14 protein-coding genes are annotated in these 13,838 nt (G+C 52.9%); 7 read left to right on the top strand and 7 right to left on the bottom strand.

Annotation, left to right across the window (positions count from 1 at the left end; all coding sequences use genetic code 11):
- Nucleotides 1-61: 61 nt before the first annotated feature.
- The 5 genes from ABJQ89_RS08300 to ABJQ89_RS08280 all read right to left on the bottom strand — a co-directional run bounded on the left by ABJQ89_RS08300 (nucleotide 62) and on the right by ABJQ89_RS08280 (nucleotide 5,110).
- Nucleotides 62-1,090, bottom strand: a complete 1,029-nt coding sequence (locus tag ABJQ89_RS08300; protein ID WP_348495780.1) for a C4-dicarboxylate ABC transporter substrate-binding protein — start codon at nucleotides 1,088-1,090, stop codon at nucleotides 62-64.
- A gap of 90 nt (nucleotides 1,091-1,180) precedes the next feature.
- The gene (locus ABJQ89_RS08295; RefSeq protein ID WP_348495779.1) at nucleotides 1,181-2,671 is read right to left on the bottom strand and encodes an AMP-binding protein; all 1,491 of its coding nucleotides are present in this window, start codon (nucleotides 2,669-2,671) and stop codon (nucleotides 1,181-1,183) included.
- Nucleotides 2,668-3,966, bottom strand: coding sequence for a malonyl-CoA decarboxylase (locus ABJQ89_RS08290; protein ID WP_348495778.1), 1,299 nt, complete (start codon nucleotides 3,964-3,966; stop codon nucleotides 2,668-2,670). The genes ABJQ89_RS08295 and ABJQ89_RS08290 overlap by 4 nt, the downstream gene beginning before the upstream one ends.
- A gap of 63 nt (nucleotides 3,967-4,029) precedes the next feature.
- Nucleotides 4,030-4,707 carry a GntR family transcriptional regulator gene (locus ABJQ89_RS08285; RefSeq protein WP_348495777.1) on the bottom strand — a complete coding sequence of 226 codons (678 nt, stop codon included), beginning with the start codon at nucleotides 4,705-4,707 and terminating at the stop codon, nucleotides 4,030-4,032.
- 16 nt (nucleotides 4,708-4,723) lie between these two features.
- On the bottom strand, nucleotides 4,724-5,110 hold the full coding sequence (locus ABJQ89_RS08280; protein ID WP_348495776.1) for a YciI family protein: 387 nt from the start codon (nucleotides 5,108-5,110) through the stop codon (nucleotides 4,724-4,726).
- An 89-nt stretch (nucleotides 5,111-5,199) separates the two neighbouring features.
- Between ABJQ89_RS08280 and ABJQ89_RS08275 the strand changes: the two genes are divergently transcribed.
- From ABJQ89_RS08275 to ABJQ89_RS08245, 7 genes are read left to right on the top strand one after another with little or no spacing between them, the layout of a single operon-like run.
- Entirely contained in the window at nucleotides 5,200-6,087 is an 888-nt protein-coding gene (locus ABJQ89_RS08275) for a fumarylacetoacetate hydrolase family protein (protein ID WP_348495775.1), read from the top strand.
- A complete protein-coding gene (locus tag ABJQ89_RS08270; RefSeq protein ID WP_348495774.1) occupies nucleotides 6,084-6,749 on the top strand; it encodes a malonic semialdehyde reductase in 666 nt (221 codons plus the stop codon). Before ABJQ89_RS08275 ends, ABJQ89_RS08270 begins: the two co-directional genes overlap by 4 nt.
- 15 nt (nucleotides 6,750-6,764) lie before the next feature.
- Nucleotides 6,765-7,223 carry an OsmC family protein gene (locus ABJQ89_RS08265; protein ID WP_348495773.1) on the top strand — a complete coding sequence of 153 codons (459 nt, stop codon included), beginning with the start codon at nucleotides 6,765-6,767 and terminating at the stop codon, nucleotides 7,221-7,223.
- Nucleotides 7,224-7,268: 45 nt separating this feature from the next.
- The gene (locus ABJQ89_RS08260) at nucleotides 7,269-8,342 is read left to right on the top strand and encodes a C4-dicarboxylate TRAP transporter substrate-binding protein (RefSeq protein ID WP_348495772.1); all 1,074 of its coding nucleotides are present in this window, start codon (nucleotides 7,269-7,271) and stop codon (nucleotides 8,340-8,342) included.
- Between the two features lie 27 nt (nucleotides 8,343-8,369).
- On the top strand, nucleotides 8,370-8,936 hold the full coding sequence (locus ABJQ89_RS08255) for a TRAP transporter small permease (RefSeq protein WP_348495771.1): 567 nt from the start codon (nucleotides 8,370-8,372) through the stop codon (nucleotides 8,934-8,936).
- On the top strand, nucleotides 8,933-10,237 hold the full coding sequence (locus tag ABJQ89_RS08250; protein ID WP_348495770.1) for a TRAP transporter large permease: 1,305 nt from the start codon (nucleotides 8,933-8,935) through the stop codon (nucleotides 10,235-10,237). Before ABJQ89_RS08255 ends, ABJQ89_RS08250 begins: the two co-directional genes overlap by 4 nt.
- A gap of 11 nt (nucleotides 10,238-10,248) precedes the next feature.
- Nucleotides 10,249-11,115, top strand: a complete 867-nt coding sequence (locus ABJQ89_RS08245; RefSeq protein ID WP_348495769.1) for a dioxygenase — start codon at nucleotides 10,249-10,251, stop codon at nucleotides 11,113-11,115.
- A 79-nt stretch (nucleotides 11,116-11,194) separates the two neighbouring features.
- On the opposite strand, the gene ABJQ89_RS08240 is transcribed toward ABJQ89_RS08245, so the two are convergent.
- Both ABJQ89_RS08240 and ABJQ89_RS08235 read right to left on the bottom strand, forming a co-directional pair.
- Complete coding sequence (locus ABJQ89_RS08240; protein ID WP_348495768.1) at nucleotides 11,195-13,387, bottom strand: TRAP transporter fused permease subunit; 2,193 nt, start codon at nucleotides 13,385-13,387, stop codon at nucleotides 11,195-11,197.
- Nucleotides 13,388-13,452: 65 nt separating this feature from the next.
- Nucleotides 13,453-13,838 (bottom strand): TAXI family TRAP transporter solute-binding subunit (locus ABJQ89_RS08235; RefSeq protein WP_348495767.1); only part of this gene is annotated, 386 nt, incomplete at its 5' end.

Here is a 13,838-nt window from a genome sequence, read left to right as displayed (position 1 = left end):
GGCTAATTCCCATGTAGTCGAATGTGGTGTCCGGTCCCACAAAGGGACCGGACGATGGTCATTACTGGTTCTTTGCTTCTTCAGCATAAGCCCAAACAGCGTCAAAGAGACCCTGCGCGTCGAACTTGTCGCTGTTTGCTTCGATCCATGCGTCCCAGACGGGTTGGCCTGCAACTTCGCGGAATTTCGCGATTTGCTCGTCTGAGTAGACGATTTCCTGCATGGTTTCTTTGAACACAGGAAGGTTCTTCTTGTCCTGCTCAGCATAGGCGGCTTGCTCCGTATCCATGCCCATCTTACGCAGGTCCATCAGCAATTCTTGGTACTGCGTTGGAAGCCCTTCGTAAGCTGTCTTGTTGAAGACCCAGCCACATTCGGACGTGCCCGGTGCAAGGTTGGATGTGAACCATTCCGCTTCTTCTGCAATGCCAAAAGACACGTGCGCATAGGTGTAAGGGAAGGCCGCCGCATCAACTGCGCCACGTTGGAATGCCGTCGATGTTTCACCCGCTGGAAGTGTTGTTTTGGTCGCGCCGAGCGCTTCCATAGCGCTACCTAGACCACCGCCTGCGCGAACGCGCATGCCGTCCCAACCGCTCAAGTCAGTTGGCGCGTCGCCTTTGCCGAGGATTTCATACTGTGGCAACAGGCCAGACATATATGGCATCGCATTCCAGCGATCCATGTCGGCAACAATTGCGGGATGCTCAAACAGTTTGGAGCGAACATATTGGTCAACCGCAGGGTCGCCCAATGGCAGGAATGGCAATGAGAAGACCATCCACGCAGGGTTTTTACCCGGGTGATAGAAGTTACAGATCGCCGCGCCCTCAAATGCGTTCAACTGCAAACCATCAAGGTTTTCGCGTGAACCGGACAATTGACCGCCGTAGAAAATCTCGATGTTGAACTTGCCACCCGTCTTTTCGGATACTTCTTCTGCGATCGCTTCCATACCTGCAGACAGCGCACGTGGGTTGCCCCACATGGAGAAGCTCCAGTTGACTTCAGGACCGTCGATCATTTGTGCAGAAGCAGCTGTTGACGTCAGCAAAAGGCCCGCAATGAGCGTGCGTGATAGAGTTTTCATGTCATCCTCCCAGATGGTTCTTTTGTCAGTCTTTTATTCGGCAAACCCCGCCGCGCTGACATCGCGATAGGGCTTTCTGCCGTGTGTGATTTACGCGCCGTGTTCGTCGCGCAAAACGTTCTTTTGTACCTTACCCATCGTATTGCGGGGTAGGGCGTCGGTGATGATGTATTCGCGCGGATGTTTGAAACGCGCGAGGTGTGGTTCGACTTGCGCCTTGATCACTTCGGCGTTGAGCGTTTTGTCGTCCAATACAATAGAGGCCAGCACGCTCTCGCCAAAGTCCGCATGTGGAATGCCGTAAACAGCGCTTTCCAGCACACCTTCGACATCGTTGATCACGTCTTCGATTTCTTTGGGGTAGATGTTGTAGCCACCCGAAATAATCAGATCCTTTTGACGCCCTACGATGGAAACACGGCCATCTTCGGACATGATGCCAAGATCGCCGGTCATGAAGAACCCGTTCTCGCGAAGCTCCTCTGCGGTCTTTTCTGGCATCTTCCAATAGCCTTGAAACACGCTATCGCCGCGCACTTCGATCATGCCGATTTCGCCTGCGGCGACGGGGGCGCCGTTTTCTGTAATGACAACTTCAGTGCCGGGCAGGGCGTATCCAACTGTCCCTGCGAGACGTTCGCCGTCAAACGGATTGGACGTGATCATATTGGTTTCCGTCATGCCGTAGCGCTCAAGAATGCGATGACCTGTGCGGCCCTCGAACTCGGTATGCGTTTCCGCGAGCAAGGGAGCAGAGCCTGATATGAATAGGCGCATATTTGCGACCAAGTCTTTGTTTAAACGATCATCCCCGAGCAAGCGGGTGTAGAACGTAGGAACCCCCATCAGCATGGTCGCCGTGGGAAGTTCGTCGATGATCGCATCCACATTAAACGCTTCCATGAAACGTACTGTGGTTCCCGCGAGCAGGGAGGTGTTCATGGCGACGAACAGCCCGTGCGTGTGGAAGATTGGCAAGGCATGCACCAAGCGATCAGCAGCAGTAATCTGCCACAGCTCGGTCAAGCTTTCGGAATTGGCGAGCAAGTTCTTATGCGACAGCATCGCGCCTTTGGAGCGGCCCGTCGTGCCTGATGTGTAGAGCAACGCTGCAAGATCATCAGGGCCACGCGAAACGGTTTCAAAGCGCGTCCCCTTGTCGTCGGCCTGTGTGGTCAAAGACCCACTATTGTCCTTGGAAAGCGTCAAAAGAGCTGTGCCGTCGGGGCATATCGATTGGATTTCATCCGCATTGCGCGCATCGCATACCATGAGGGCAGGGCCAGCATCTTCGATGAAATAGGCTAACTCGCTTTGTGTATAAGCGGTGTTCAAAGGCAGATAGACTGCGCCAGCTTGAACCGCAGCACCATAGAGCGCGATGGTGTCGGCTACTTTTGGCGCTTGCACGACGACACGATCACCGGGTTTGACGCCTGCATCTGTTAAAACATGGGCGAGCTGCGCCACACGTTTTACAAAATCCGCGTAGGTGATTTCGGTTCCATCATCGAGTTGCAAAAAGACAGATGGGTTGTCGGCGTGGCGTGCGAATAATGCATCGTACAAAGTGTTCGTCACGATGTCGTTTCCTTGGGTTTGGCGGATAGAGCCGCAGTTGAAAGAGTTTGCGCGGGTTTTGCCGCGCTCACAATAGCTTTTAGAGCAAAGTCCTCGTGGTGGCTCTCGGTCAAGGAGAGGTCATATAGGTAATTCACCATCGCTCCACTCGACTGTGCAAGACCATTTTCAGACGTATCAGCGTTTGCATGAATGTCATAAACCTCTGCGCCATTGCCAAGATGGAACCGTGCAACCGGATCAACGGGCATGCCATCACTGCGTTTGGCCTCTAGTAAATAGCGAGCGGCCATCGCGCGCAGGTCTTGGTCCTGCGCCGTTTGATCAAGGATAGCGCTGGCGATATGGCCGTGCTCTTCATCCTCGGTTTGGGTCTCTAACCAACGGTTCAATCCCGGGATGGGTGACAGCGTGACGAAGTCTTTGAGATCGGGGAAGGTCATCGTCAGCTCTGCTACCACTTGTTTGATCAACAGATTGCCAAAGCTGATGCCTGTCAGACCTTTCTGACAATTTGAGATCGAATAGAACACTGCAACCTTCGCGTCTTCTGCTTCCAGCGGGGTGCGCCCTTCGGACAGAAGCTTGGTCACTGATCCGGGTATCGTTTCGGTCAAGGCAACCTCGACAAAGATTAATGGCTCATCTGGCATCGCAGGGTGAAAGAACGCAAAGCAGTGGCGATCTGGTGGATACAAGCGACGGCGCAGATCGTCCCAATCGTTGATTTGATGCACAGCCTCATACGCAACGATTTTATCTAGAATGCGTGCTGGCGTGTCCCAATTGATCGCCTTGAGAACAAGGAAGCCGCGATTGAACCAGCTTTTGAACAGGTGAACAAAATCCTGATTGGTCCGGTCGAGATCTGGATTTGCCTTTAAGATTTTTAAAAGATCAACGCGCATCGCCACGATGTCGGCCGTTGCGCCGGCAGGTTGGTTTAAGCGGCGCAGCAATTCTTGGCGCTTTGGCTCTGCTGCTTGGGAGAGTGATTTGAAAGCATTTGGTGTTGGGTTAGCCGCATAGGCGGCTGCAAGCATCGTCAAGGCTTCGGCGTCGACGTCCATTTCATCATTCATGAATTTAAAGAATGCGGGTTTGTCGTCGTCTTCCAAGGCCCGATAGCGTTCCAGCACAGTCGCTGCGAGCTTTTGGCCGGAGACTTCGCCCTCTTCTGAAATCAGGGCGCGACACAGCTCGTAAATGTCGCGTGTATCATCGGTTCCGCGGACTAAACCGCTTCGGTCGAACAAAGTTGAAAGGATGTCGCCTAGGAATCGATTTCTTTGCAAGGTGTTTTCTCCGTCTTCAGAATGAACACTGCAATAATATCGATATTATTTCAAGTACCTTGATTAAATCGTCAAAACATTAAGTTTATCCAAACGCTTCGCGAGATAAGCGCCTGTGAGGCGGTAATGGCTCAGCAAAGCGGCACAAGCTGCGTCCGCGTCGCGTTGGACGGCAGCTTCGAGAATTTGATCATGTTCTGCAGAAATATCACGGGATTGGTAGCTTTCGCCGCCCGCAGCAAGATACCGATAGCGAATGTTCAAATCATAGAGCTGGCTACAATAGCGTTCCAAAATCGGCGAATTCGCGTTTTCAAGCAAAGCCATATGAAACGACTTATGCGCGTCTTCAAATGTTGGGGAATCGGTCAGCTTCTTCATGCGGTGATGCGCGACGACCAATCCTTCTTCCCATTCGGACGTTGCATTGGCGATCGATTGGCGCAGGGCCATTTCTTCAAGCGCGCAACGTAGGGACAGGATTTCTTCAAAGTTGGCGAGGCTGGCCTCGGCTGCCCGAAATCCGCGCTGATCGATCCGCTCAACGAGCATGTCAGATGTCAGCAGGCTTAGCGCTTCTCGCACAGGGGAGGCACCCGTATCTAAAAGGGTGCGCAACTGTTCAATCTTGAGCTTTTTGCCTGCCGGCAGGGCGCCAGTTAGGATCATGTCCCGCAGAGATAGATATGCGGCGCGCGTTGCAGAGGTTTCCCGTCCGCGAGTGTCATCCATCTTGTTCATGCCTGGCGTCCCTTGTTTAGCTGAGCGTTGCAGTGTGCGTTGATAACCCGACTGAGAGGTTCAGAGAACCCTCATTGATCATCCAGCGGCGCAAAACAAAACTGCGAGCACCACTCTTGTGCATTGGATCGTTCTCCGCAAGTGCGTGGGCGGCTTCCAGACTTTCAGCGCGATAGATGATCAGCCCCAAGCCTTGCATGTTTTCGCCGCTCTCGTCGGACATAGGACCAGCAAGGGCGAGTGCACCAGCGCGCTCAAGCTCAGCTTGATAGGCGAGGTGATCAGGCAATGCGGCCTTGACGTCTTGGGGTTCTTTCGCAGGGGTTGAGACCGCCGCATAGAGTTCAAGCGCCAAAGCACCTCGGGCTTTCGCACCTTCTTTATATTCCGTCCAAGCAACCATCGTTCACATCCCTGGTAATAAAATCGATATTTATTGACTTCTGGATATATTGTAGGCAGTTTTTATCCAAACTGACAAGGATTAAGCGAATGAAATATCTGGTAGGCGAGACAGCGAGTGGGAATGCAGTGTTTGCTGTTGATGGCGATAACGCTATTAATTTAACGGCGTTGGACAGTGCAGTTGGCGATGATCTGATGGGGTTCATCAACGACTCTGCGCTTGTCGAATCAGTTTCCGCAAAGATGGATGGTGCGCCGAGCGTTGCGGTCTCTTCGATCACTCCAGCGCTTCCAGTTGCCAAGCCAGGTACGATCATTTGCCTTGGTCTGAACTACACAGATCACATCAAAGAGGGTGGCTACGACATCCCCGACTACCCGGCGCTGTTCATGCGCGGCAAGAATTCGATCATGGCTGCGGGAGCGCCGCTTGTCCGCCCCACCTGTTCTGACAAGTTCGATTATGAAGCCGAACTTATGATCATTGTTGGAAAAGGCGGGCGTCATATTTCTGAAGCAGACGCTTTGGATCATGTCTTTGGCTACACTGTCTTCAACGACGGTTCTGTGCGCGACTATCAGCGCAAAACGCACCAATGGACGCCGGGCAAAAACTTCGACAACACAGGCGCAATTGGCCCGTTTGTCGTGACACCTGACGAAGTGCCAGCAGGCGCCGCGGGTCTCAAAATTGAAAGCCGTGTAGGCACCGAAATCCTTCAATCCTCTAACACAGGCAACATGATCTGGTCCGTTGCACAGACGATTGCGACGATTTCTGAATATACAACACTTGAGCCGGGCGATCTGATTGCGATGGGCACACCTCCGGGCGTTGGCCATGCGAAAAAACCGAACCCACGTTGGTTGGTTCCAGGTGAAGTCGTGGACATTGAGATCGAAGGCATTGGCATCTGCTCAAGCCCGATCGTTGACGAAGTTGACTTCGAAGCGGCAAAGGCAGCGGCACAATGAGCGCACCAACTGGAGCAGAACTAGAAGCGCTTCGTGCAAAAGCTCAGGAAGACCATCGTGCTTTGCGCCGCCGAATTGATCGTCTTTCTGACGATGCCATCGACCTGATTCTGCGCGATGCACGCTCGCATTATGCATGGACGGACAAGCCTATTCCTGATGGGATGCTGGAAGAAATCTACGACATCACCATCAATGGTGCGACGTCGATGAACACACTTCCAGCGCGCTTCATCTTTGTGAAGTCGAAGGAAGGCAAAGAGCGGTTGGCAAAATCGTTAAAGCCGCAAAACGTCGCGAAAATGATGGGCGCGCCTGTCACCGCAATTATCGCGCAGGACATGAATTTCTGGCACGAACTGCCGTTCTTGTTCCCGCACGAAGATCGTCGGCACCTGTTTGATGGCAATGACGCCTATTGCGAAGACACGGCAGATCGCAATGCGACACTGCAAGGCGCCTACTTTATGATTGCAGCGCGCGCGGTTGGGTTGGACGTCGGTGCGATGTCAGGTTTCTCGAACAAAATCGTCGATGAAGAGTTTTTTGCTGGCACAAGTCTGAAATCCAACTTCTTATGTAATATCGGATACGCAGACGAAACGGCCTTGTTCCAAAAGCTGCCTCGTTTTGAATTCGATAAGGTCTGTAGCGTTATCTAATGGGAGATTGGTAATATGGCAGTAAAGATGAAAACAGTGGTGACGTATCGTGCAACGGCAACTTGCCCAACGCATGCGCGCACCGAAATCCCTGTCCGTGATTTGAATGTCGTCATTGACGAACCTGAAGAACGCGGAGGGACCAACCTTGGACCGACGCCGACTGAGGCCGCAATGACAGCGCTGATCGCGTGTACAAATGTAATCGGTCACAAGAACGCAAAACGTCTGGGTATCGATTTGGGTGAAATCACAATCGATGCGAATTGCAAATTTGATCGGCGCGGCGTCCTCATGGAGGAGGAGATCGACGTACCGTTCCCTGCAATTACCTTGACTGTGAATTGCGACACAGGTGCAAGCCAAGAAGAGCTGAATTTGGTGGGAACTGAAACAGCCAAATACTGCGCAATCGCAAAGCTTTTCGAAGCTGCGGGAACGGATCTTACCGTGAACTGGGTCAAGAAGGCATAACATATTAACTGGGCCAAAAGGCCTAATTTTCTGGGAGGAAAACACATGATGAACTGGACACGACGCAGCCTGATGGGCGCGGCACTTGCGACAATGGCTGCAATGCCAGCCGTCGCGCAGGAGAAAATTTCCGCGGTTGTTATCGACGGCTACCCCGCGCGCGCGCTTTGGGTGAAAGAATTCACAAATTTCTTCATTCCTGAGGTTGATCGTCGCCTTGCCGAAACCGGCAACTATGTGATGGATTGGCAAGAAAACTACGGTGGTTCCATCGTGAAGCCTAAAGGCGTTCTTGAGGGCGTTCAGTTGGGACTTGGTGATATCGGTATCGTTACAACGATCTTCCACTCATCCAAACTGCCAAGCCAAGCGATTTCTGCGGTTACACCGTTCGTTTCGTCTGATGCGCGCGCTGTTGCGAAAGCGGTTGATGAAATTGCCCGTGAATTCCCTGCAATGCAGAACGAATTTGCCGCTCAGAACCAAGTTTACTTGGCAACAGGCGTTGTTCTGAACAGCTATCAGGTGTTTTCAACAAGCGAAGTTGCGTCCGTAAACGATCTTGAAGGCAAGAAAGTTGCAGGCGCTGGTATGAACCTTCGCTACCTCGAAGGTATCAACGATGCGGCTGGCGTACGTGGTGGTCTGACGGACTTCTACAACATGCTTCAAACGGGCCTCGTCGATGCGGGTATGCTCTGGCCAGAAGCGGCGGCGACATTCAAAATCTCTGAAGTTGCGCCTTACATGCTTCGCGCCGATCTTGGTGCTGTGAACTCAAAGACGATCACAGTGAACAAAGATTACTGGGATGGCCTGCCTGACGAAGTGAAAACAACGCTTGAAGCGGTCGCAATCGACTACCGTGATCACCTTGCGGGCATCGCAATGGATCGTGCTTCGGCAGCCGAAGCGACCTACACTGAAACGGGTGGTACGATTGTTGATGTCTCCGCAGAAGATCGAGCGGCATGGGCAGCAGCTATTCCAAACCTCGCACAAGAGTGGGCGGAAACGTTGAATGGAAATGGCGAGCAAGGTTCTGAAATGCTTGCAGCGTATCTTTCCAAGCTCGAAGCTGCCGGTTTTGTCGGCGTTCGTGACTGGTCCAAGCCTTAATTCCTAGCGACCCGAAGGGGGCTTATCATGCTCAAAACTGCACTGGCAGGTCTCACAAGGGTCGCGAATACCCTTGCTATTGCGGCCAACGTTGCTGGAACGTTCACCGTTCTGACGTTGGTCGTCATTCTTAACGTTGATGTTATTTCACGCGGTCTTTTCAATGCGCCTTTGAAGGGCACTTACGAAATTGTCCAGTTGGCCGTCGTTTTCATCGTATTTCTGCAACTCGCTGATGTTGTCCGCGTCGACCGGCTGACCCGTTCTGATGGGTTTCTGAATGTGATCAGTACGCGTCGCCCGAACGTCGGCGCGAACATCCGTCGCATCATCAACGCAGTCTCTGCGATCTTCATGGGACTCATCGCTTACATCATGTTCCCCGACTTTATTAAGATGTGGAACACAGGGGATTTCTTTGGCGTACCGGGCCTTTTCACCGTGCCGTGGTGGCCGATCAAATTGGTGATTGCGTCAGGTAGCGCGCTGGCTTGCCTGATCTTCACGCTCAAAGTCATCACTGCGCAGGATCGCCCGGAATTGATCCGTATGCCCGAACACAAAGACACTGAAACAGGCGGCTCAAACACATGACTCCTATTGAAATTGGCCTGCTTTCGGTCGTTGCCATCGTCTTTCTGATTTACGCTGGCCTCTATATTCCTATTGCGCTGGGCATGGTGTCCATCGTGTCGATCTGGTTGATGCGCGATAACTTTACGCTGTCGCTCAACCTGCTCAAGATTGCTGTCGGCGATAGTGCGATGGTCTATAGCTTTGCGACGATACCGTTATTCACCTTTATGGGGCTCGTGGTCTCGAAAGCGGGGCTAGGGCGCGACATCTATGAAGTCATGACCATGCGGTTTCGCAAGGTCAAAGGCGGGATCGGCATGGCGACAGTTGGCGCCAACGCGGTCTTTGCTGCCGTGACAGGATCGTCCATTGCTTCAGCGTCCGTCTTTACCAAAGTGTCCGTGCCGCAGATGATCAACCAAGACTACAACCCGCGCTTTGCCGTTGGTGTTGTGGCTGGATCGTCCGTTTTGGGAATGATCATCCCACCCTCTGCAATGCTTATCATCTATAGTTTCGTGGCCGAACAATCCGTGGGCGATATGTTCCTTGCGGGGGTTATCCCCGGCATCATGCTGGCCGCCGCCTATGTTGGCGCGATTTGGTTCATGGGAAAATACACACCGAATTTCGTTGGTGGCCGCGTTGTTGAAGACACCGAATGGATGAGCAAGCGAGAAATCGCATCCAAGACACTGCCAACGCTTGGCCTGATCTTCATCGTTCTCGGCGGCATTTATTCCGGTTGGATGACAGCCGTGGAAGCGGGGGCGACAGGTGCGCTGGTTGCTCTGATCATCGCTATCGTGCGCAAATCCATGTCGCTCAAAGGCTTCTGGGAAGCGCTGCTGGAAACCGGGCATATCACGGCAGCAATCTTGTTCCTGATCACAGCTGCGTCGATTTATTCGCGCATGTTAGGCCTCGCGGGTCTGCCTAATCAGCTACAAGATATGCTCGCAGGCAACTCTGCATCGTTCTGGACGATCATGTTGCTCTACGTTCTGTTGATGCTCTTCCTTGGAACGCTGCTTGATACAGCATCCATCATCTTGATCGTTGTGCCATTGTTCCTGCCGCTCGTCGAAGCGCTGGATTTGTCACTCATCTGGTTTGGTATCATCACGGTTGTCGGCGCTGAGATTGGTCTGCTGACACCGCCACTTGGCATATCGTGTTTTGTGATCAAATCGACGCTCAACGATGATCGCATTTCGCTCAAAGACGTCTTCATGGGCGCGCTGCCCTTCGCCTTTGTGATGCTGATTATCCTCTTCATCTTGATCGAATTCCCGATCCTAAGTCTCGCTCTACTCTAAAGGTAAATACCATGCGCAACGTCACCAAAGACAACATCACCGATGTGTTCAAAGGCTATATGTCTGACGACATGAACCCGCGTATGCGTGAGGTCATGGGCTCGCTTGTTCAACATCTGCACGACTTTGCCCGCGAGACGAACCTGACCCATGATGAGTGGCGCACAGGTATTCAGTTTTTGGAAGGCTGCGCCGCGATTGAAAGCGAAGATCGCCATGAATTCGTCTTGGCATCCGACGTTCTGGGACTGTCGTCTTTGGTCGATATGCTGCACTCACGCGAAGATGCGACGTCGTCCTCTGTGCTCGGACCATTTCACGTTTCAGGCGCTCCGCCCTTGGAAGTTGGCGGCGATATGAAACGTCACTTCGGCGGTCCGGTTTTGCTGGCTGAGGGCACGATCAAAGACACCGATGGCAATCCGATTGCGGGCGCTGAGCTGGATATCTGGCAGACTGCTCCCAACGGGCTTTATGCAAGTCAGGATGAGGAACAAGATACGTTCTCTTTCCATGGTTTGATGACTGTCGGTGATGACGGCAAATACGCATTCACCACAGTGAAGCCAGTCGAATATACGGTGCCATCTGATGGACCTGTTGGCGCGATCCTTGATGCTTGCGGACGTCATCCGTGGCGCCCGTCGCATCTGCATTACATCGTGAAAGCGCCGGGTTACCGCAGCCTCGTGACAGAGGTGTTCCCCGAGGATGATCCGTATCTGGACCAAGATACGGTGTTCGGTGTGCGCAACGATCTTGTGATGACGTACCACGAAAAACCAGCCTCTGAATTCCCGGAGGGTTTGGCGCTTTCAGGTTCAGTCAATGAACCGTTCCTTGCGGTGACCTTTGATATCACGCTTGCAAAAGAATAGCCGAATTTAACACGACAACAAAAAACGGTGGCAGAGGAATACTCTGCCGCCGTTTCGCATTCTTAAGATCGAAGGTTACTTAGGCCATAGCCTCTTCGACTTTCACAGGTGGATTGCTGCGACGTGCTCTAGAGGAAAGTACGATAACTGCGATGACCAGTGCAGCGCCGCCAATGTTTTGCATCCATGCGAGCGGCCAATAGGCGCCAATTGCGCCGAGGATCAGCATTGGCACTGTTACAATTCCGATTGGTCCTTCCGCGTACCATTGGATCAACGCATTTGTTGCGTAGATACCAAAGAGCGCGAAGAAACCGATCTGCATCACCTCTGCAAAGTTGCCAGAGATAAGCGGCGTGTAGGCAAAGAGCAGCGGTACGATGTAGAGACCTTTCGCGATCTTCCAGCTTTCGAAACCTGTCGCCATTGGCTTTGATTTGGCAATCGCGGCTGCGGTGAAGGCTGCCAAACACACCGGTGGCGTCACGTTTGAGTCTTGGCTCAGCCAGAAGATGATCAAATGTGCCGTCAGCAGGTAGGTGGTTTGCAACGTCGGATCGACCATTACAGGGCGGATCGTGACTGCGATCTCAAACGGGATGTTGCGCACGAGTTCCCAAGCTTCTGCCTTGCTCATGCCGCTTGCGACTTGCAGAGCGAGCGGATGATCGACCAAGAAGAACAAACCTGATTTTGCAGGATCAGAGATACCCACCATCAGCTGTTCAACAATCACAGCGTCGGCCATTAGACCAGCAAGGGCAGGGGCCGTGAGGATTGCCAAAATGATATAGGCCGCTGTCACAGGCAGGCCCATGCCGAGCACGAGAGAAGCTAAACCAATGAGAACAATCGCCAGCGCGAGCGAGCCTTGCGACCATTGCGCGATCATCAGCGAGAAGCTGTTGCCGACGCCGCTGGTGACAATCGCGTTGTTCATAATGCCAATCGCCGTCAACAAGATCGCTGTCATGATGGCAGAACGGATACCAGTGGTCATCGCGTCTACGATTTGGGTTGGTCCCATGTTGACAGGTTTGAACATGCCGTTGTTTGTGAACTTCGCCAAAAGGCTGGTGGCCCATGACGTTAGGATCAAGGAAACGATTGCCCAACACGCGGCATAAGCAGGGGTTACGCCAGACATCAGCATCCAGATCATCACTGTCAGCGGAAGAATAAAGACAAGGCCGCCAGATAGCATCTTGCCACGATCAACTGTCAGATCGATGTCCGTGCCTGCGTCGTATTTCATGGCTTCAATGCGCACGATGAAGGCGACCGACAGAAAATACAAAAGCGCAGGGATGATCGAGACGGTAACGATGGTTCCATATGGAATGGACGTATAGCTCGCCATGACAAAGGCGCCGGCGCCCATGATTGGCGGCATCAATTGCCCACCTGTGGAGGAGGCCGCTTCGACACCAGCTGCGAACTTCGCGCGAAAGCCGTTGGATTTCATCAACGGAATGGTGATGACACCTGTTGAGGCAGTGTTCGCGATGGCTGAACCAGAAATCGTGCCAGTCAGCGCAGAGGATAGAACAGCCACGAAAGCTGCGCCGCCTTTGATGCGACCCGCAACGACCTTGGAGGCTTCGATGACAAAGTTGCTTGCGCCAGAAACCACAAGGAAGCCACCGAAGATCATGAAGAGTGTGATGTTGGTGACAGAGATACTGCCAAGAATGCCGAACATGCCCTCGTCGTTATAAAGCGTGCGGAACAGGACATCATTGAACGGTAGGCTCGCCGAGCGAAACACACCAGGGAGCATGGTGCCGAGGAAGAGGATATAGCTTAACGACAGCAGGATAAGGATCGGAATGACCCAGCCAGAAACACGGCGGGACAGATCGATGCAGGCAAAGATCAACAGCAAACCAGCGGCCCAATCCACCAGCGTGAATTGCCAGCCTTGTCCAGTCACTGCGAGGGAACGTTCATATAATCCCGTTTCGGCCCAAGCGACCCAAAGCGCAGCTGCGGCGACCAGCAGACCGTAAATGATATCTGCGATCCAAGCCCATTTGGTATGCGCGCGTTTGCCCCAAGGACTGATCGTGACAGAGGCTAAGAAAGCAAAGCCAGCAAAGTGGATCGCGTTCTGCCAGAGGCCAGGCTCGGTCAGGTAGACGTTTGTCAAAATGTGCCAAACCGCAAAGAGCAGCGCGAAAAGCAAGATAATGTGTCTACTGCCCAACGCACCTTGTGGCATTTCGAGAAGCGCTGAACGCGGTATCGCGGTAGAGCTATCTGCTTGTGTCATTAGAATTCCCCCCAAGACATAAAGAAGGGGCGCCAGAACGGCGCCCCTTAATCGGATTTAATCGTTTACTTCGCCATCAAGTGGGCTGGAATTTCCAAACCAACTTCAGCGTAGTAGCGCGCAGCACCGGGGTGCAGTGGTGCTGGCAGACCTGCCATTGCGCTTTCGACCATCATTGCCTTTGTAGCAGGGTGGATCGCCTGCAGGAACGGCAGGTTTTCATACATGGTTTTGGTGAGCATGTAGACGTGCTCTTCATCAACGCTCGCGTTTACCGCCAAGAAGTTAGGCTGCGCGATTGTGTTCACATCTTTGTCCTGACCCGGGTATGTGCCAGCCGCGATTGTGTAAGGCACCCAAAGGTTACGGCCACCGTCCATCGCCGCCAATTGGTCAGCAGTTACGTCGAGAATTGTGAACTTGCCCTCATTGGAGGCCATCAACTTGGTGA

It is taken from the genome of Planktotalea sp. (assembly GCF_039984035.1).
Classification (GTDB): Bacteria; Pseudomonadota; Alphaproteobacteria; order Rhodobacterales; family Rhodobacteraceae; genus Planktotalea.
Note: the sequence above shows the minus strand (reverse complement) of the source record. Positions and strands in the feature narration are given on the sequence as shown.

Coding starts and splice junctions, on each gene's coding strand:
- ABJQ89_RS08260 (WP_348495772.1), top strand. CDS start 7,269: ATGATGAACTGGACACGACGCAGCCTGATGGGCGCGGCACTTGCGACA.
- ABJQ89_RS08255 (WP_348495771.1), top strand. CDS start 8,370: ATGCTCAAAACTGCACTGGCAGGTCTCACAAGGGTCGCGAATACCCTT.
- ABJQ89_RS08285 (WP_348495777.1), bottom strand. CDS start 4,707: ATGAACAAGATGGATGACACTCGCGGACGGGAAACCTCTGCAACGCGC.
- ABJQ89_RS08275 (WP_348495775.1), top strand. CDS start 5,200: ATGAAATATCTGGTAGGCGAGACAGCGAGTGGGAATGCAGTGTTTGCT.
- ABJQ89_RS08280 (WP_348495776.1), bottom strand. CDS start 5,110: ATGGTTGCTTGGACGGAATATAAAGAAGGTGCGAAAGCCCGAGGTGCT.
- ABJQ89_RS08265 (WP_348495773.1), top strand. CDS start 6,765: ATGGCAGTAAAGATGAAAACAGTGGTGACGTATCGTGCAACGGCAACT.
- ABJQ89_RS08240 (WP_348495768.1), bottom strand. CDS start 13,387: ATGACACAAGCAGATAGCTCTACCGCGATACCGCGTTCAGCGCTTCTC.
- ABJQ89_RS08245 (WP_348495769.1), top strand. CDS start 10,249: ATGCGCAACGTCACCAAAGACAACATCACCGATGTGTTCAAAGGCTAT.
- ABJQ89_RS08250 (WP_348495770.1), top strand. CDS start 8,933: ATGACTCCTATTGAAATTGGCCTGCTTTCGGTCGTTGCCATCGTCTTT.
- ABJQ89_RS08300 (WP_348495780.1), bottom strand. CDS start 1,090: ATGAAAACTCTATCACGCACGCTCATTGCGGGCCTTTTGCTGACGTCA.
- ABJQ89_RS08270 (WP_348495774.1), top strand. CDS start 6,084: ATGAGCGCACCAACTGGAGCAGAACTAGAAGCGCTTCGTGCAAAAGCT.